This is a genomic window from Nonomuraea glycinis, from assembly GCF_014646515.1.
Taxonomy (GTDB): domain Bacteria; phylum Actinomycetota; class Actinomycetes; order Streptosporangiales; family Streptosporangiaceae; genus Nonomuraea; species Nonomuraea glycinis.
In genome coordinates this window covers 388,949-405,900 of the sequence record NZ_BMNK01000002.1, presented here as the reverse complement: position 1 = coordinate 405,900, position 16,952 = coordinate 388,949, and the positions used below count along the sequence as shown (strand labels likewise).

Here is a 16,952-nt window from a genome sequence, read left to right as displayed (position 1 = left end):
CGGCCGCCTACAGCTTGCAGGCCGGGTCGGGCTGCGGCTGGAACGCCTCCGCCGCCGGGATGGTCTTGAGGATCTTGACGTAGTCGTACGGCTCCTTGACCTCGCCGGCCGGCTTCACCTCCGCCAGGTAGGCGTCGTGCAGCAGCAGATGGTCCTGGGCGCGGACGGTGCCGTTGCGGGCGAACATGTCCTCGAACTTGTAGCCCTCAAGCTGCTTGACCACCTCGTCGGAGGCGTCGGTGCCGCCGCGCTGCACCGCCTCCAGGTACTGCAGGGCGGCCGAGTAGTTGCCGGCCTGGTTGGCGGTGGGACGCTTGCCGGTCTTGGCCTGGAACTTGTCGGCCCAGGCGCGGCTCTTGTCGTCGGTGTTCCAGTACCACGAGTCGGTGTAGCGGGTGCCGGCCAGGGCGTCCGGGCCGAGGGAGTGGATGTCGCTGAGGGCCAGCAGCCCGATCGCCAGCCCCACGCCCTTGTCGCGCAGCTTGTACTCGTTGTACTGCTTCACCAGGTTGACCAGGTCACCGCCGGCCTGCATGGTGCCGAGCACCTGCGGCTTGGGGTCCAGGTTCGACGCCTTGAGCAGGAACGTGGCGAAGTTGTCGTTCGGGAACGGCGTCGGGTCGGACTGGATCACGGTGCCGCCGGCCGCTTTGATCGCCGCGCTGAAGGTCTTCTCCATGTCCTGCCCGAACGCGTAGTCGGGGTAGACGATGTACCAGTTCTTGGCGCCGTCCTTGGTGACCTCGGTGCCGGTGCCGTGGGCCAGCATGTAGCTGTTGTAGCTGTAGTGGAAGGTGTACTTGTTGCACGACTTGCCTTCCAGCTCGGTGCTGGCGGCGCCGACGTCGATGAAGACCTTCTTCTTGTTCTTGGCGACGGTGGCGACGGCGAGCGCGGCCGAGGAGGTCGGCACGTCTAAGATCACGTCGGCCTGCTGCCGGTCGTAGAGCTCTTGCGCCTTGGAGTTGGCGATCTCCGGCTTGTTCTGGTGGTCGGCGGCCATCACCACGATCTCCTTGGCCGCCACCTTGTCGCCATATTTCGCTTGATAGTCGGCCACCGCCATCCGGACGGCCTCGATCGTCTCCTTGCCGGAGGTCGCGGAGTAGATGCCCGACTGGTCGTTCAGCACGGCCAGCACCACCTTGTCGTCACTGATCTTCCCGCCGCCACCGCCCGGCCCGCCCGCACACCCGGCCAGCAGCAGTCCCGTGGCGGCCAGACAGCCGCTCCAGCCCGTGACTCTCATTCAGGCATCTCCTCTATGTCCACGATCTTTGCCGTCGTCAGATTCCGAGGTATTCGAGCAGCTCGTGCTCGCGTTCGCGGACCTGGTCGTTGTCCAGCGATTCGACGATCCGGCCCTCGGCCAGCAGATAGTGGCGGTCGGCGACGGTGGCGGCGAAGTGCACGTTCTGCTCGATGAGCAGGACCGTCACCCCGGCCGCCTTGACCTCGCGCAGGATCTCGCCGATCTGCTGGACGATCAGCGGCGACAGGCCCTCGGTGGGCTCGTCGCACAGCAGCAGCCGGGCGCCCGTCCGCAGCACGCGGGCGAGCGCGAGCATCTGCTGCTCGCCGCCCGACAACTTCGTCCCGGGGAAGCGCCGCCGCTCGCGCAGCGCCGGGAACGTCTCGTACACCCGCTTCAGCGACCACGGCTCCGGGCCGGCCTTGTTGACGGGCGGGAGCAGCAGGTTCTCCTCCACCGACAAGCTGGCGTAGATGCCGCGGTCGTCCTGGACGAAGCCCAGGCCGCGCCGGGCCCTGCGGTGCGGGGCCAGGCCGGTGATGTCCTCGTCGAACAGCGAGATCGTGCCCGCCGTCCTGCCGTGCGCGCCGTGCAGGCCCATCAGGCAGCGCAGCAGCGTGGTCTTGCCCGCGCCGTTGCGGCCGACCAGCGTGACGATCTCGCCCTCGTCGACCCGCATCCACACCTCGCGCAGGGCCTGCGCCTCGCCGTACCAGGCGGACAACCCGTCAACGATCAACATGAGAGTCTCCGAGGTAGGCGGTGATGACCCTGGGGTCGTGGCGGATCTCGGCGTACGGACCCTCGATCAGCACCTTGCCGTGCTGCAGGACGGTCACCCGGTCGGCGAGGTTGGCGACCACGTTCATGTTGTGCTCGACCAGGATCACGGTCCGACCCGCGCGGATCTTGCGGATGAGCGCGCTGGTGCGGTCCACGTCCTCCACGCCCATCCCGGCGGTCGGCTCGTCGAGCAGGAGCACCTTGGGGTCCAGCGCCAGAGCGAGCGCCAGCTCCAGCGCGCGCTTGCTCCCGTACGGCAGCGAGTCCGCCGGGACGCCGCCCTGGTCGGCGAGCCCGACCTGGTCGAGCAGTTCCTCCGCGCGCCCGGCGAAGCGGGCCAGCGCCCGGTCAGAACGCCAGAACCGCCAGCCCAGGCCGGTGCCGCTGGCCAGGGCCAGCTCCAGGTGCTGGCGCGGGGTCAGCTCGGCGAACAGGCTGGTGATCTGGAACGAGCGCGCCACGCCCATCCGGGTGATCGCCTCGGGGCTGCGCCCGGCCAGCTCCCGGCGATCGGACAGCAGCACGCTGCCCGCGGTCGGCTTCAGGAAGCCGGTGAGCAGGTTGAACAGGGTGGTCTTGCCGGCGCCGTTCGGTCCCACCAGCGCGTGCACGCTGCCTTCGGCCACGTCAAGGTCCACACCGTCCACGGCCAGGAAGCCGCGGAACTCCCTGCTCAGCCCGCGCACCTTCAGAATGGGAACGGTTCCGTTCGCACTCCCCGTAGGATCTGCTCCCATCCGCCCTCCTCACGCGTCAGGCGGACCTGACCGCGCTCAGGCCGCCGTAACCGTGAACGCTAGGTGGCAGCCGGGGCAGTGGACCAGGTGACTCGCTCACATATTCCGGCAGCCCACTATGAGGCCGAGCACATGTGCCGATCTCGGCGGCGGGCGGCCCCCGGAGGGCGGCCTCTCCTACCACGGGACCGGGGTGCCGTCCCAGGAGAAGAACTCCCCGGAGGGGCCGTCGTCGGGCAGCAGCGCGAGCCGGACCGCGCCCGCCGCCGCCTCGGCCGGGTCGCCGTCGCTGGCGGCGGCCCGCGCGTTGAGCTCGGTCCGGCGCAGGCCGGGGGCGAGCACGTTGGCCTTGACGCCGTCCCCCGCCAGGGTGTGGGCGTAGTAGACGGTCAGCGCGTTCAGCGCGGCCTTGGACGACCGGTAGGCGGCGAAGGCGCCCTGGTGCGGGAACTGCGGCCCGGTGCCCCAGGTCAGGGAGCCGGTGCCGCTGGAGACGTTCACGATCCGGGGGTGCGCGGAGCGGCGCAGCGCGGGCAGGAAGGCGTTGGTCACCGTGACGACCCCGAAGACGTTCGTCTCATACACGCGGCGGAGCGTGTCGAGGTCCTCCTGGTCCGGGGTTCTGTCCTCGCCGGAGATTCCGGCGTTGTTGACCAGGATGTCCAGCGTGCCGACCTGGCGCGCGGCCTCGGCGACGCTCGCCGGGTCCGTGACGTCGATGACGAGCGGCCGGGCGTCGCCGCCGATCTCCTCGACGGCGCGCTCGCCGCGTACGGCATCGCGCGAGCCGACGTAGACGGTGAGGCCCGCGCCGGCGAGTTGGCGCGCGATCTCCTTGCCGATGCCCTTGTTGGCGCCGGTGACCAATGCGATCGAGTTGTCCATGCCGTCGAGGGTGCCGCCGGCGAAGCGCCCGATCCAGGGACAATGGATACCAGACTGAGGAGGCACCGGATGGCGAGAGGCGAGCTGGCCCGTTTCCTGCGTGACCGGCGGGAGAGGGTGCGGCCGGGCGACGTCGGCCTGCCCGCGGGGTCCCGGCGGCGGACGCCGGGCCTGCGCCGCGAGGAGGTCGCCGAGCTGGCGAGCATGTCGGTCGACTACTACGTCCGGCTGGAGCAGGCGCGGGGCCCCCGGCCGTCCCCGCGCATCCTCGCGTCTCTGGCGGGCGCGCTCCGGCTCGCGCCCGCCGAGCGGACGCACCTGTTCCGGCTGGCCGGCGTGCCCCCGGAGCCGCCCGCCGGACCGCCGCGCGAGGTCCGCCCGTACGTGGCGAGCCTGCTGCGCCGGATCCCGGGGACCGCGGCCGTCGTCACCGCGGCCAGCTACGACGTGATCGCCTGGAACCCGCTCGCCGAAGCCCTGCTCGGCGACCTGCCCACCCGGCCCAACCTGGCCCGCCGGTGCTTCCTGCACCGCGATCAGGTGATGACCGCGGACCACGAGGAGTTCGGCGAGATCGTGGTGGCCCGGCTGCGGGCCGCCGCCGACCGCTATCCCCGCGACGCGGCGCTCGCCGCGCTGCTGGCCGACCTGCGGGCGGGCGGCGCGGAGTTCACCAAGATCTGGGCCACCAACCCGGTGCGCGTCCCCGGCCACCGGACGAAGACCGTGACCCACCCCGAACTCGGCCGGCTCCGCATCAACTGCGACATCCTCACGGTCCCGGACGACGATCAGCAGGTGGTCTTCATGACCGCCGACCCGGACACCCCGGCCGCCCGCGCCCTACGCCACCTGGCCGCCCACGTCTGACGGCTCAGGAAGCCTCCTGGCCAGCAGGTCGACGGCCGGGAACCCGCGTCTGACGTCCAGCTCCGGGGCGTACACCAGCCTGGCCACCTCCTGCAGCCCGTGCTCGCGCAGCAGGTCCGCGACCCGGTCGGGTGACCACCGGTAGGCGAGCGCCACCAGATGGTCGTACGCCTCCGCGAGCTCCGCGGGCTCGTCATGCCCGGCGAAACTGAGCAGCAGATGACCACCCGGGGCGAGCACCCGCGCGAACTCGGCGACGATCTCCGGCAGCCGCTCCGGCGGGGTGTGGATGATCGAGTATCGCGAGAGGACACCGCCGAGGCCGCCGTCCCGCACCTCCAGCGCGGCCATCGTCCCCACCTCGAACCGCAGCTCCGGGTGGGCCTGACGGGCCAGCGCGATCATCTCCGGCGACAGGTCGACACCGAACGCGTCCACCCCGAGCCCGTGCAGATGGCCCGTCACATGGCCGGGACCGCACCCGACGTCGGCCACCGGCCCACCGCCCCGGACGAGCGCGGCGAACGCGTCGAGCATCGCCCGCTGCAGCGGCTCGGTCTCGAGCGTCGCGCTGAAGCACTCGGCGTAGCGGCCGGCGACCGCGTCATAGGAGTCACGCGTGGTACGGACGAAGTCAGGTTCCCTCATGGCCGGGCATCGTAGCCGTCGCCGGGGCCGGTCAGCCGAGGGCGTGGTCGAGGTTGAAGGCGGCGCTGATGAGGGCCAGGTGGGTGATGGCCTGGGGGAAGTTGCCCAGTTGCTCGCCGGTGTGGCCGATCTCCTCGGCGTACAGGCCCAGGTGGTTGGCGTAGGTGAGCATCTTCTCGAAGGCCAGGCGGGCATCGTCGAGGCGGCCGGCGCGAGCGAGGGCCTCGACGTACCAGAACGAGCAGATCGAGAACGTGCCCTCCGGGCCCTGCAGCCCGTCGGGACTGCGTTCGGGGTCGTAGCGGTACACCAGCGAGTCCGAGACCAGGCCGTCGCCGAGCGCTTCGAGGGTGGACAGCCACTTGGGGTCGGTCGGTGAGACGAACTTGGCCAGCGGCATCATCAGCACCGAGGCGTCCAGCACGTCGTCGTCGAAGTGCTGGACGAACGCCTGGAGGTCGTCCGACCAGCCGTGCCGCATGATCTGGCGGTAGATCGCGTCGCGGCACTGGCGCCAGCGGCGCATGTCGGCGGGCAGGCCGCGCTGGGTGGCGACCCGCATGGCGCGTTCGATGGCCACCCAGCACATCAGCCGCGAGTACACGAAGTTCTTGCGTCCGCCGCGGGTCTCCCAGATGCCCTCGTCCGGCTGGTCCCAGTTCTCGCAGACCCAGTCCACCAGCGTGGACAGCTGGTCCCAGCGGTCGCTGGCGATGGGCTCGCCCCATTTGTTGTAGAGGTAGATGGAGTCGATGAGCGCGCCGTAGATGTCGAGCTGGAGTTGCCCGGCGGCGCCGTTGCCGATCCGGACCGGTGCGGAGCCGCGGTATCCCGCCAGGTGGTCCAGCTCGTGTTCGGGCAGGTCCCGGCGGCCGTCGATGCCGTACATGATCTGCAGGGGGCCGGCGGGGCCGCCGTCGTCGAGCGGGACGCGGTCGGCCAGGAAGCCCATGAACGCCTCCGCCTCCTCGGTGAAACCGAGCCGGAGCAGGGCGTACACGCAGAAGGCGGCGTCGCGGATCCAGACGTAGCGGTAGTCCCAGTTGCGCTCGCCGTACAGCTGCTCCGGCAGGCTGGTCGTGGGCGCGGCGACGATCCCGCCGGTCGGCGCGTACGTGAGGAGTTTCAGCGTGAGCGCGGAGCGGTGCACCACCTCCCGCCAGCGCCCGCGGTAGCGGGAGGCGGACAGCCAGTGCCGCCAGTAGCGGACCGTGGCGGCGAACTCGTCCTCCGCCTCGGCGATCGGGCAGCCGCGCGACTCGAGACCGGCGTGGACGCGGTCGAGGGCGAAGACCGCGTACTCCCCCTCGTGCAGTTTGAACGCCGCGCGCACGTCCTGGCCGTCGGTCTCCAGCGGGACGCTCGCGGTCAGCGCCAGGGTGAGCGACGGCGACTCGAACGTCGCCCGCCCCCCGTCCAGGTGCACGGTGTGCGACTGCCTGGCGTAGTCGAAGCGGGGCGCGATCCGGGCGCGGAAGGGCAGCGTGCCGCGTACGCACGACACCCGGCGGATCACCCGGTGCCGGTCGGCCTCCCGCGGGTCCTCCGGGATGGGCATGAAGTCCTGGATCTCCCCCACGCCATCCTCGGCGAAGAACCGGGTGATGAGCACGTTGGTGTCGGGGAAGTAGAACTGCTTGGTCCTGGCCTGCGTGTCCGCGGTCAGCTCGAACGAGCCGCCCTTGCCGGCGTCCAGGAGCGAGGCGAACACGCTCGGCGAGTCGAAGCGGGGGCAGCAGTACCAGTCGATCGTGCCGTTGGTGCCGACGAGCGCGACGGTCCTCAGATCGCCGATCAGCCCATGATCCCCGATCGGCAGATATCCGGACTCGTCCTGCCAGTCGTCAGCCATCATCGCCGTCCCCTCCATGCCTCAAGGTACGCAGACGCGGCATTCACCAGGTTCTAGGTGCGGCCAAGGGAGCACAGATCTTCCATGTACGGACCAACTACCTCGTCCTCACCCGAGATAACGCAGCCACAGGTAAGGCGCGGTCAGCGAGACGGTGACGGCGGTGACCACGAGCCCGTACTTGGTGAACTCCCAGAAGCTGATCGGGGTGCCGTTGCGGGCGGCGATGCCGATGACGACCACGTTGGCCGCCGCGCCGACGGCGGTGGCGTTGCCGCCCAGGTCGGCGCCGAAGGCCAGCGCCCACCACAGCACCTGCGCGTCGGCGTTGCCCCCGTTGGCCTGGACGAGGTCGGCCACGATGGGGCTCATCGTGGCGACATAGGGGATGTTGTCCACGATGGCCGACAACCCGGCCGAGCCGCCGAGCAGGACCATCGTGGCCACCCCGAGCCGTCCTTCGGTGGCGTCCACGGCCAGCCGCGACACCTGCCCGATGACGCCGGTCTCCACCAGGGCGCCGATCATCACGAACAGCCCGGCGAAGAACACCAGCGTGGGCCATTCGACCTCGGCGATGGCCTCCTCGGCGGTGACCTTGGTGGCGGCCACCAGGATGCCGGCGCCGAGGACCGCCACGACGGACGGCTCGTAGTGCAGCACCGGGTGCAGCACGAAGGCGATCATCACCAGGGCGAGCACGGCCAGACTCTGCCACAGCAGCCGCCGGTCGCCGATCGCCTCGCGCTCGTCGAGCCGCATGACGTCGGCGGCGCGTTCGGGGTCGTATAGGAAGATCCGCCCGAACATGATCCGGCACAACCCGATGAAGACGATCACCAGGATCACCACCATCGGCGCCATGTGCACCAGGAAGTCGTTGAACGACAGCCCGCCCTTACTGGCGATGATGATGTTGGGCGGGTCACCGATCAGGGTGGCGGTGCCGCCGATGTTGGAGGCCATCGCCTCGGCGATGAGGAAGGGCACCACGGGCAGCGCCAGCCGCTCGCAGACCAGGAACGTCACCGGGACGATCAGCAGCACGGTCGTGACGTTGTCGAGCAGCGCGGAGGCGGCCGCCGTGATGACGACCAGCAGCACCATCAGCCGGTACGGCCTGCCCCGGGCCCGTTTCGCGGCCCAGATGGCCAGATATTCGAAGACGCCGGTCTGCTTGAGCACTCCGACGATCACCATCATGCCGAGCAGCAGGAAGATGACGTTCCAGTCGATGCCGGTCGCCTCGGAGAAGAACGCGGAGCCGGCGTCGGTGGCATGGATCGACAGCATGATCCCGGCGCCACCGAGCGCGGCGGCGACCCGGTGGATCCTCTCGGTGGCGATCAGCGCGTACGCGCCGAGGAACACCGCCACCGACAGCCAGGCGACAGCCGTCATGCAGCCAGTGCACGCTCCATGAGCGCTTGCAGGGTGACCGCCCCCTCAAGCCCTCGCTCACCCACCACGGCGACCAGCGGGCTGTGGGTGCGGGCCATCAGCGCCGCGACCTCCAGCACGGTGGCGTCCGGGTCGGTGACCGGCAGCTCGCGCTTCTCCCGTGGCAGGGCCTCGCGCACGGTGCGCCCGGCCAGCGTCCGCAGGAACGCGTCGGCATGGATCTCGTCGACGACCCGGGCCAGCGCCGGGTCGTCCTGGCAGTAGCCGGGGACGGCCAGCCGCAGCACCTGGGTGCCCGGCAGGATGGACAGGGGCTTGCCGTCGCCGTCCACGACGATCAGGCCGCGCAGGTTCTGGGTGGCCAGCAGTCTGGCCGCCTCCGCCACCGGAGTGTCGAGAGTGACGGTGGGATAGGGGGTAAGGAGATCTCGAGCACGCATGGCGGCCCTTCAGTATCGATAAACAGAGCGGCCGGCAAAACTTCCCGGCCCACCTGCGGCCAGGCTATCAACTCAGGGCTTCTTGGCCACCCCGCAGACCGCGCTGACCACGGTGGGCGGCTCGTCCCAGCGGTCCAGGGGCGGGTGCCACTCGGGCGTCGGCACCACGCCGGGCGCCACCAGGTCGAGACCGGCGAGGAAGGCGCCGACCTGCTCGGGGCTGCGCAGCTGGTAGGTGTTGGCGGCGCTCTGGTTGTAGGTGGTGACAGCCTGCACCAGCGCCGGGTTGGTGTTGACGCCGTCGCTCAGGGCCAGGTAGCTGCCGGGGGCCAGCGGGCCCATCAGCCGGTCAATGAGACCCTTGGGGTCGTCGTCGTCGGTGACCTGGCCCGCGATGCTCAGCATCATGACCGCGACGGGCTGGGAGAGGTCGAGCGTCTTGGCGGCCCCGTCGAGGATCGCCTCCGGGTCGCGGACGTCCGCGTCGAGGTAGTCGGTGGCGCCCTCGGGGGTGCTGGTGAGCAGCGCGCGGGCGTGCACCAGCACGATGGGGTCGTTGTCGACGTAGACGACCCGCGATTCCGGCGCGAGGCGCTGCGCCAGCTCGTGGGTGTTGTCGGCGGTGGGCAGGCCGGTGCCGATGTCGAGGAACTGCCGGATGCCCGCCTCGGTCACCAGGTAGTGCACCGCGCGGGCGAGGAACTCGCGCTGCAGGCGGGCGACCATCACAAAGTCGGGGAACACCCGGAGCAAGGTCTCGCCGACCTCACGATCGATGGCGAAGTGATCCTTTCCGCCCAGCAGGAAGTCCCATACCCGGGCCGAGTGCGGCACGGTCGTGTCCACGCGAGCCCAGGCCGGCTCGGCGGCGTTGCTGTCGCTCATGTTCAGGATCGGTCCAGTTCCTAGGATACGGACGCTATTTGGCGCAATATCAACATAAGTACCGTCCTCATCGTACGTACCGGACATTCACTTTGGGGGGAACGACGCGGGCGGATCAGCGCCCAGGCGGCTGCCGGACGAGACGATCTTCCTGCTGCTGGAAGCCCACAGCGGGGATGAGCCCCACGTCATGTTGATCTCACCCTGGAAGTGCGTGTACCCGGCGCGGTGGAAGGCGCGGGCCATCGGCACGTTGCCGACGTCCGTGGCCGCCCGGATGCGCGGCACGTCCTGGGCGGCGAGGATCCGCGTGCCCTCGGCGAGCAGGTCGTCGATGTGCCCCCGGCCCCGGTACGCCGGCAGGACGCCGATGTAGGCGATGATCGGGTTGTAGCTGTTGCGGGCCGGGATGACGAATCCCACGGGGTCGCCGCCGGGCGTGGTCGCGATCCGCCACCAGTCGCGCGGGCTGCGGTAGTGCGCCAGCTCGTCGTCATACTGCTCGGCCGCCGCCTGGGCGGCGGTCATCCGGGTCAGGTCGGCCCGGCTGTGGGCATCGAGGGTGCCCTCCAGGACGAGGGTCATCAGCTCGACGAGGTCGGCGCGGTCGCCGACCGGCCTGAAGCTCAGGCGGCCGCTCGGCCCGGGAACCGGCGCCCCGGGCCGCCACTCGAAGCGCAGCCGCTCGACGAGAGGCTTGGCGCCGCCGCGGGCGAGGACGGTCATGCGGTCCTCGACGACCTGCCTGGCCGCCTCGTCCTCGCGCCACCCCGGCGGGATGTAGCGGTTGTACTCGGGCGGCCGGGCGCCCGAGGGCAACACCGCCGCCATGGCGGTGCTGAGCAGCAGTGCGGCGTCGTCGAGCCGCTCCGGCGACGGGGCCGCGTCGTCCAGGTCAAACGTGTCCAGCATGGCCGGCGGGGCGTCCGGGCGCGGCGCCCACCAGGCCAGCCTGGCGACGAGGCGCTCACCGCGTAGCGCCACCCACATCCACTCGGGCCGCCGGCGGCCGGCGTCGAGGTCGTCCGCGAGCTCGTCGTTGAGCACGTAGGGCAGGCGGCAGAACAGCTCAAGCTCTTCGCGTCCGGTGATAGGCCGAACGATCAGGTCATTGTGGGTCAAAACACTCCATTCACGCGAACAGGACTCGCGGAGTGTAACCGGGCCCGCCTCGGCCGGTCGCCCTGTTTTTCAGACCGCGCCGTCCGCGTCCTCATCCGCGCGCCGCCCGCGTTTTCAGCCGCGCGCCGTGAGACGTGCGCACCCTGACCGTTCTGGAGCCGCCGCCGCGATCCGCCAGCCGGCCGAACGCCAGCGTGAGCGCCGGGCCGGTGGCGACGCCGGTCAGCAGCGGGTCCGCGCGGAGCACCTCGGTGACCGGCCGCCGCCAGGTGACGGTCAGCTCGGTCAGCTCGCGCCGGGGGTCCGACACGGTGACCGTGGCCGTGCCGTCGCGCCGCTCGCGCACGAGGACGGCGCACGGCGCGGACGCGGTGACGCCGCCGGTCGAGCCGGCCTGCCAGAAGTTGATCGCCGTGATGCCGAGGGACGGGATGTGCACGCCCTGCTGACGGCCGGTGTTGACGAGCACCCGCGCCCAGCCGGGTTCGGCGGCGCGGGCGCGGGTGCGCGCCAGGTCGGCGTTCGGCAGCAGCAGGTACGCGTACCCGGCCGCGACCGGATCGGTGCCGTGGTCGAGCCAGAGCGTCACCTGGTCGCGGCCGCGCAGCGTGCGGAGCCGCTGGTCACCAGGGATGACGTAGCCACCGTGGCCTTCCAGGTGCGCCCAGCCCGCCCCGGTGGTGAGGGGCGCGTCCGTCCGCCGGACGTCGACGACGGTCTCGACCGGGACGCCGTCCGTGCTGGTGATGCCCGCGCCCAAGCAGACGACGGCGTCGTCGAGGAAGACCCACGACTTGACGGCCTCCATCGTGCTCTCCAGGCCGTACAGATGCTGGCCGACCGTCGCGTACGTGCCGTCGGTCGCGCCGCCGACCCAGCGGGCGGGCGGGCAGGCGCCGCCCCAGGCCGGGCCGGCGCCGTCGGGCAGCCGCCGGGTGGAGACGGTCGTGCCCGGCAGCCGGTAGGGGTCGGCGGCGCGCCAGAACCCGTCGGAGTAATGATCGCCGTGGCCCTCGCCCCACCAGTAGAGCATCCCCGCACCGGTGTGCCAGCCGCGCGGGTTCTCGCCGTTGCCGTGCTCGTAGTGGGCGATCCGGTACGACGCCATGCTGAGCGCCGCGCACCAGCCCGGCCTGCGGTGCACGGCGCGGGCGCTCATCGGCAGCAGCCGGTGCCCCACGGCCTCGCGCCCCACGGGGATCTCACCGTCGCCGAGGACCGCCGCGACCCGGCCGGTCGGCTCGTACGCCCCCCGCACGGCCCAGCCCTTGACCATGGGCAGCCAGCGGGCCCGCTCGGCCGCCGAGGCGGTCTCCGCGAGCAGCAGGATCGCGGCGGCGAGCCGTCGCCCCCTGACCCGGTCGCCGTCCGGCTGCCTGCGCACGCCCCGGCCGCTGACCAGGTCCATGCAGCGGCCGTCGTGCACGAACGGCGCGAACGACCGCTCGACGCTGTCGTAGACGTGCCGCCGGTCCGGGTCGGTGATCCGCCAGGGCGAGTCGCGCAGCACCGCGAACAGGGTGGCCAGGCCGTGCAGCAGCACCGCCCCATAACCGCCCTGGTAGGGGACGGTGGTGTGCTGGATGAACGAGCCGTCCCGGTAGAGGCCGTCGCCTTCGGAGACGTACCGGAAGACGGGGGTCAGCGCGGCGGCGGCCAGCGCGGCCTTGCCCGGATCGGACCCGATCAGGGCGCGCAGCAGCATCACCGTGCACAGGTCCACCCGGTTGGCGCCGGTGCTGGTGCCGCTGTAGTCGGCCAGGCGGCGCTCCGGCACGAAGTGGTCCACCGCGTCCGCGAGCGCCGCGCGCCGCCGGTCCGTCAGATGGGGGCCGATCAGCACGGCCGCGTCGAGCAGCCTGGTGGGTACGCCGATCTCCCAGTGCCACCAGTTGCCGTCGGCGGCCGCGCCCGCGGTGTAGACCTGCCGCCGGTAGTGGTCGACGCCGGTGGCGACGGCCGCGGCCAGCCGGGCGTCCCCGGTCATGGCGTACGCCCGAGCCATGGTCAGCAGCCTGGCCGGGGTCTCGATGAAGGACGGGAACGGCAGGTCGGGCCAGAGGGACCCGGCGGCGGGCGCCATGGTGTCACGATGGCGGGCCGCGGCCCGGACCCCGGCCGGGCTCTCCTCGACCGTCACCTCGCGCCACCGCGCACGCAGCGGACCCAGTAAGCCCGTGAGATCCGGGGACGGCGGATCCTCCCGCACGGGGAACATCACCCCGGCCGTGGCCATGCCACCGAGCAGCAGCAAGGATCGCCTGGAGTATCGCGGCACATCCGCATTATCACGCGGGTGGCGGGCTGTGACAGCAGGTCCGGGCGTGACGGAAGTAGGCTGGCGGACATGTTCGCCGGGCCTCTGCGCGGCGCCCGAGTCTGTGGACGGGAACAGGGACGTGATGACCACGGAAGAACGCATCGAACGAGCCAGGGTGCTCTACGACCAAGCCGTCTTCGGCGGTGACGTCGACGCGCTCACGGCGGCCGAGCGGGACCTCGACGCGGTCGAGGCCGATCTCGCGCTGGCAAAGGGCCGGCTGGCGCACGCGCGGTTCCTCGCCGGGACGCAGGCGGATCCGCAGGAGCTGGCGCTGTTCGAGCGGGCGGCCGGGCTCTACCGGGCGCTCAACGACATGCGGGGCGAGGGCGAGGCCCTGTTCTGGGCGGGCCTGGTGCACCAGGTGGTGCGGGGCGAGCAGGACGCCGCCGTGCCGGTGCTCGAACGGTCCTACGAGCTGGCGGCGGTGGCCGGCGACAAGCTGACGATGTCCTACGCGCTGCGGCATCTGGGCATCGCCGAGCACCGGGCCGGCCGGTTGGGCGCGGCGCGGGAGCGGCTGGAGGAGTCGGTGCGGCTCCGTCGGGAGGTCGGCTTCCTGCCCGGCGTCGCCGCGAACCTGATCGGGCTGGCGCACATCGCCGCAGCCGAGGGGCACCACCAGGAGGCGCTGGAGCTGCTCGCCGAGGCCGGGTCGATCGCCGAGGCGGCCGGCGCCAAGGGGGTCATGCGCTGGGTGGGGGAGGCGCGCGAGCAGCTGGAGAGCGGTCAGGCCTCCAAATAGTGCAGGACGGCGGTGACCCTGCGGTCCACGCGGTCGGTGGGCGACAGGTCGAGCTTGGCGAAGATGCTGCGGATGTGCTTGTGCACCGCGCCCTCCGTCACGACCAGCCGCTCGGCGATGGCGGTGTTGCCGAGCCCTTCGGCCATGAGGGCGAGCACCTCGCGTTCGCGGGCGGTCAGCCGGTCGATGGGCCCGTCGCGGCGGCGGGTGAAGAGCTGCGCGACCACCTCGGGGTCGATGGCGGTGCCGCCCGCCGCCACCCGCTCCAGCGCCTCGACGAACTCCTCGACCCGGCCGACCCGCTCCTTCAGCAGGTAGCCGAGCCCGCCGGCGCCGCCGGCGAGCAGCTCGGTGGCGAACGCCTCCTCCACGTACGCCGACAGCACGAGCACGGCCAGGCTCGGGTGCAGGCGCCTGGCCTCGACCGCGGCCCTGATGCCCTCGTCGGTGTGCGTGGGCGGCATGCGTACGTCCACCACCGCCACGTCGGGGCGGTGGGCGGACACGGCGGACATGAAGGTCGTCGCGTCCGGCACCGCCGCGGCGACCTCGTATCCCTCACCGGTCAGCAGCAACGCGAGTCCCTCGCGCAGCAGTGCGTCGTCCTCGGCGATCACGACACGCAAGGCAGCTCCACTTCGATCTTCGTCGGCCCGTTCGGCGGGCTGGTAAGGGTGAATGATCCGTCATGTGCTTCCACCCGGCGGCGGATCCCGGCCAGGCCGGAGCCGTCGCTTTCGTGCGCGCCGCCCCGGCCGTCGTCCTCCACCGCGATGCGGAGCGTATCGCCATGCAAGGCGACATTTACCCGTACGTGCTGGGCGTCGCTGTGCTTGGAGACGTTCGTCAGGGCCTCGGCGACGGTGAAGTAGGCGGTCGCCTCCACCGACAGCGGCAGGTGGACGGTGCCCAGCTCGCCGACTGTCAGCGCGCAGGGCACGGCGCAGCCCGAGGCGAGGGCGCTGAGCGCACCGGACAGGCCCCGGTCCTCCAGGATGGGCGGCAGGATGCCGCGTACGACGCCGCGCAGCTCTTGCAGGCCCTGCTCGGCGGCGTTCTGGGCGCGTTCCAGCGCGGGGCCGGCCTGCGCCGGGTCGCGGGCGAGGGCGCGCCGGGCCGCGGCGACCAGGACGACCACCGCGACGAGCCTGTTCTGCGCGCCGTCGTGCAGGGAGCGCTCGATCCGGCGCAGTTCGGCCGCGTGCGCGCGCAGGGCGCCCGCCCGGGTGGCCGTGATCCGCGCGAGGCGCTCCGACAGGTCGACCGAGGGGTGCGGGGTGAGCAGGCGCCGCCCGGGGAAGGCCTGCAGACGGGCCATCCGGGGGCCGAGCGTGACGACGATCCCCAGCCAGACCAGGCTGACCAGGGAGGTGGCGATCGCGCCGGACCAGGTGCTCACCGGGATGCCGAAGCCCGTGGTCATGTCGTTCGACGGGAGCAGCCGCCAGTACAGCGGGAAGGTGGCGTCGCGCACCGCCATGATCGGCAGTGACAGACCGATCAGGCCGAGCACCAGGCCGGACACCGCGTGGATGAACAGCCAGGACAGGTCCCGCCGGGTCGCGGGGTCGCGGCGGGCCGCGCGGAGGGTGTCCCGCCAGCCCGCGTCCGGGAGGGCGGCCGGGTAGGGGCTCACCACGGGCTCGCCCCAGCGGCTCAGCCTGGCCCGCTCCCTCTCGGCGACCAGCCTGGTCAGCCCCAGCATCAAGGGCAGCAACGGCAGCCCGACGCCGACGAGGCACAGGGCGCCGACCATACCCCAGCAGGCCACGGTGAACAGCGCGAGCACGGCGGTGCCGAGGCCGCCTACGAGACGGTCGAGGGCCTCGAAGGCGTCACGAATCATCAACGACACTGTACGGAGGCCGTACCTGAACGTCATTCCAGCCAGCTCTACTACTAGTGGGTAGATGGCAGGATTTTTCCGTCTGCTGCTGGTCTATAGCGTTTTTTACATGAACGACCTTATGAGCAGTGAAGCGGATCTGAACGACGCCTCCCAGCCCCCGGCCTCCGGCAGACCGGCCGTGCGCATCCTCCTCTGGACTCTCCTGGTCGTGTTCTCGGCGATCAATCTGACCGCCAACACGATCGAGGGCTGGAGCCTGGTGGCGGGCCTGCCGTCGGCCATCGTCGTCATCGGCTGCGCCGCGGCCCTCATCAGCCACCACCTCAAGCAGCGCCGCCGCTGAAACCCCGCCCCTGGAATGGTCGCCGCCCGTTCGGGTAGCCGCCGTTGATGGGGCTACAGAGCTGGAAGGCGATCCGCTCCTACGGCGACGGCGGACTGGGGGCGCGGCTGACGGTCGCCTCCGTCACGGTCACGCTCGTCATGATCCCGTTCATGCTGCTGCTCGTCCTGGCCAAGCTGCCGCTCAACCCGCTGGACGCGCGGGTGGCCAGGGACCTGCACCAGTACGCGCTGGCCCATCCCGGCGTGACCCGGCTGCTCATCGTGTGGACCGACGTGTTCGGGCCGTTCACCTGGCGTCTCGTGGTCATCGCGGCGGCCGTCTGGCTGTGGGTCCGGGGCGCCCGCCGGGTCGCCGTCTGGGCGGCCACCACGATCATCGTGGGCGGGCTGCTCGGCTTCGTCCTGAAGATCATCGTCTCGCGGGCCAGGCCGAGCCTGCCCGACCCCGTGGCGCTGGCGCCGGGCGAGGCCTTCCCCTCCGGGCACGCGCTGCACGTGACTCTCGGCGCGGGCGTGCTCGTCCTGCTCATCCTGCCCAGGCTGCCGGCCTGGGGACGGCTGCTCACCTGGGCCCTCGCCTGGCTCCTGGTGGCGTCGGTGGCCTACACCAGGGTCGCGCTCGCCGTGCACTGGGTCAGCGACGTCGTCGCCGGCGTCATGCTCGGCGTGGCCGTGCTCGCCGGCACCGTGGCCGCGTTCGAGACCTGGCGCCGCGAACAGGGCCGCAAACCCCTGAAACCGGCCATCGAGGGAATCGAACCCGAGGCAGTACGGACCACCCGCGACCGCGACTGACCGGCCGAGATCGAAAGGCTCGC

Annotated in this window: 17 protein-coding genes; 4 read left to right on the top strand and 13 right to left on the bottom strand. The window is 71.5% G+C overall.

Annotation, left to right across the window (positions count from 1 at the left end; translation table 11 throughout):
• Positions 1-7: 7 nt before the first annotated feature.
• From IEY87_RS07165 to IEY87_RS07150, 4 genes are all read right to left on the bottom strand, one after another.
• On the bottom strand, positions 8-1,249 hold the full coding sequence (locus IEY87_RS07165; protein WP_189137688.1) for an ABC transporter substrate-binding protein: 1,242 nt from the start codon (positions 1,247-1,249) through the stop codon (positions 8-10).
• A 37-nt stretch (positions 1,250-1,286) separates the two neighbouring features.
• Entirely contained in the window at positions 1,287-1,994 is a 708-nt protein-coding gene (locus IEY87_RS07160; RefSeq protein ID WP_189137687.1) for an ABC transporter ATP-binding protein, read from the bottom strand.
• The gene (locus IEY87_RS07155; RefSeq protein ID WP_189137686.1) at positions 1,981-2,772 is read right to left on the bottom strand and encodes an ABC transporter ATP-binding protein; all 792 of its coding nucleotides are present in this window, start codon (positions 2,770-2,772) and stop codon (positions 1,981-1,983) included. The genes IEY87_RS07160 and IEY87_RS07155 overlap by 14 nt, the downstream gene beginning before the upstream one ends.
• A gap of 177 nt (positions 2,773-2,949) precedes the next feature.
• Complete coding sequence (locus tag IEY87_RS07150; RefSeq protein WP_189137685.1) at positions 2,950-3,657, bottom strand: SDR family oxidoreductase; 708 nt, start codon at positions 3,655-3,657, stop codon at positions 2,950-2,952.
• A gap of 69 nt (positions 3,658-3,726) precedes the next feature.
• Here IEY87_RS07150 and IEY87_RS07145 point away from each other — a divergent pair, with 69 nt between their 5' ends.
• Positions 3,727-4,527, top strand: a complete 801-nt coding sequence (locus tag IEY87_RS07145; RefSeq protein WP_189137684.1) for a helix-turn-helix transcriptional regulator — start codon at positions 3,727-3,729, stop codon at positions 4,525-4,527.
• Here the strand turns inward: IEY87_RS07145 and IEY87_RS07140 are convergent.
• The 7 genes from IEY87_RS07140 to IEY87_RS07110 form a co-directional block, all read right to left on the bottom strand.
• A complete protein-coding gene (locus IEY87_RS07140) occupies positions 4,501-5,175 on the bottom strand; it encodes a class I SAM-dependent DNA methyltransferase (RefSeq protein ID WP_189137683.1) in 675 nt (224 codons plus the stop codon). The genes IEY87_RS07145 and IEY87_RS07140 overlap by 27 nt on opposite strands.
• 31 nt (positions 5,176-5,206) lie before the next feature.
• Entirely contained in the window at positions 5,207-7,030 is a 1,824-nt protein-coding gene (locus IEY87_RS07135) for a glycoside hydrolase family 15 protein (protein WP_225277120.1), read from the bottom strand.
• 105 nt (positions 7,031-7,135) lie between these two features.
• Positions 7,136-8,428, bottom strand: a complete 1,293-nt coding sequence (locus tag IEY87_RS07130) for an ArsB/NhaD family transporter (RefSeq protein ID WP_189137681.1) — start codon at positions 8,426-8,428, stop codon at positions 7,136-7,138.
• Positions 8,425-8,868: a CBS domain-containing protein gene (locus tag IEY87_RS07125; RefSeq protein WP_189137680.1), complete on the bottom strand. Its 444-nt coding sequence runs from the start codon at positions 8,866-8,868 to the stop codon at positions 8,425-8,427. Before IEY87_RS07125 ends, IEY87_RS07130 begins: the two co-directional genes overlap by 4 nt.
• Before the next feature lie 72 nt (positions 8,869-8,940).
• Positions 8,941-9,753 carry an SAM-dependent methyltransferase gene (locus tag IEY87_RS07120; protein WP_189137679.1) on the bottom strand — a complete coding sequence of 271 codons (813 nt, stop codon included), beginning with the start codon at positions 9,751-9,753 and terminating at the stop codon, positions 8,941-8,943.
• 87 nt (positions 9,754-9,840) lie between these two features.
• Positions 9,841-10,875, bottom strand: coding sequence for a GNAT family N-acetyltransferase (locus IEY87_RS07115; RefSeq protein ID WP_225277121.1), 1,035 nt, complete (start codon positions 10,873-10,875; stop codon positions 9,841-9,843).
• A 91-nt stretch (positions 10,876-10,966) separates the two neighbouring features.
• The gene (locus tag IEY87_RS07110) at positions 10,967-13,153 is read right to left on the bottom strand and encodes a polysaccharide lyase 8 family protein (protein WP_225277122.1); all 2,187 of its coding nucleotides are present in this window, start codon (positions 13,151-13,153) and stop codon (positions 10,967-10,969) included.
• 124 nt (positions 13,154-13,277) lie between these two features.
• Here IEY87_RS07110 and IEY87_RS07105 point away from each other — a divergent pair, with 124 nt between their 5' ends.
• Positions 13,278-13,940, top strand: a complete 663-nt coding sequence (locus tag IEY87_RS07105; protein WP_189137678.1) for a tetratricopeptide repeat protein — start codon at positions 13,278-13,280, stop codon at positions 13,938-13,940.
• Here the strand turns inward: IEY87_RS07105 and IEY87_RS07100 are convergent.
• Together IEY87_RS07100 and IEY87_RS07095 are read right to left on the bottom strand one after the other, a co-directional pair.
• The gene (locus IEY87_RS07100) at positions 13,925-14,566 is read right to left on the bottom strand and encodes a response regulator (RefSeq protein WP_189137677.1); all 642 of its coding nucleotides are present in this window, start codon (positions 14,564-14,566) and stop codon (positions 13,925-13,927) included. The genes IEY87_RS07105 and IEY87_RS07100 overlap by 16 nt on opposite strands.
• Positions 14,554-15,786, bottom strand: a complete 1,233-nt coding sequence (locus IEY87_RS07095; RefSeq protein ID WP_225277123.1) for a sensor histidine kinase — start codon at positions 15,784-15,786, stop codon at positions 14,554-14,556. The genes IEY87_RS07100 and IEY87_RS07095 overlap by 13 nt, the downstream gene beginning before the upstream one ends.
• A 109-nt stretch (positions 15,787-15,895) precedes the next feature.
• Here IEY87_RS07095 and IEY87_RS07090 point away from each other — a divergent pair, with 109 nt between their 5' ends.
• Both IEY87_RS07090 and IEY87_RS07085 read left to right on the top strand, forming a co-directional pair.
• Positions 15,896-16,132: a hypothetical protein gene (locus IEY87_RS07090; RefSeq protein ID WP_189137675.1), complete on the top strand. Its 237-nt coding sequence runs from the start codon at positions 15,896-15,898 to the stop codon at positions 16,130-16,132.
• Between the two features lie 47 nt (positions 16,133-16,179).
• Complete coding sequence (locus IEY87_RS07085; protein WP_189137674.1) at positions 16,180-16,929, top strand: phosphatase PAP2 family protein; 750 nt, start codon at positions 16,180-16,182, stop codon at positions 16,927-16,929.
• Positions 16,930-16,952: the final 23 nt, after the last annotated feature.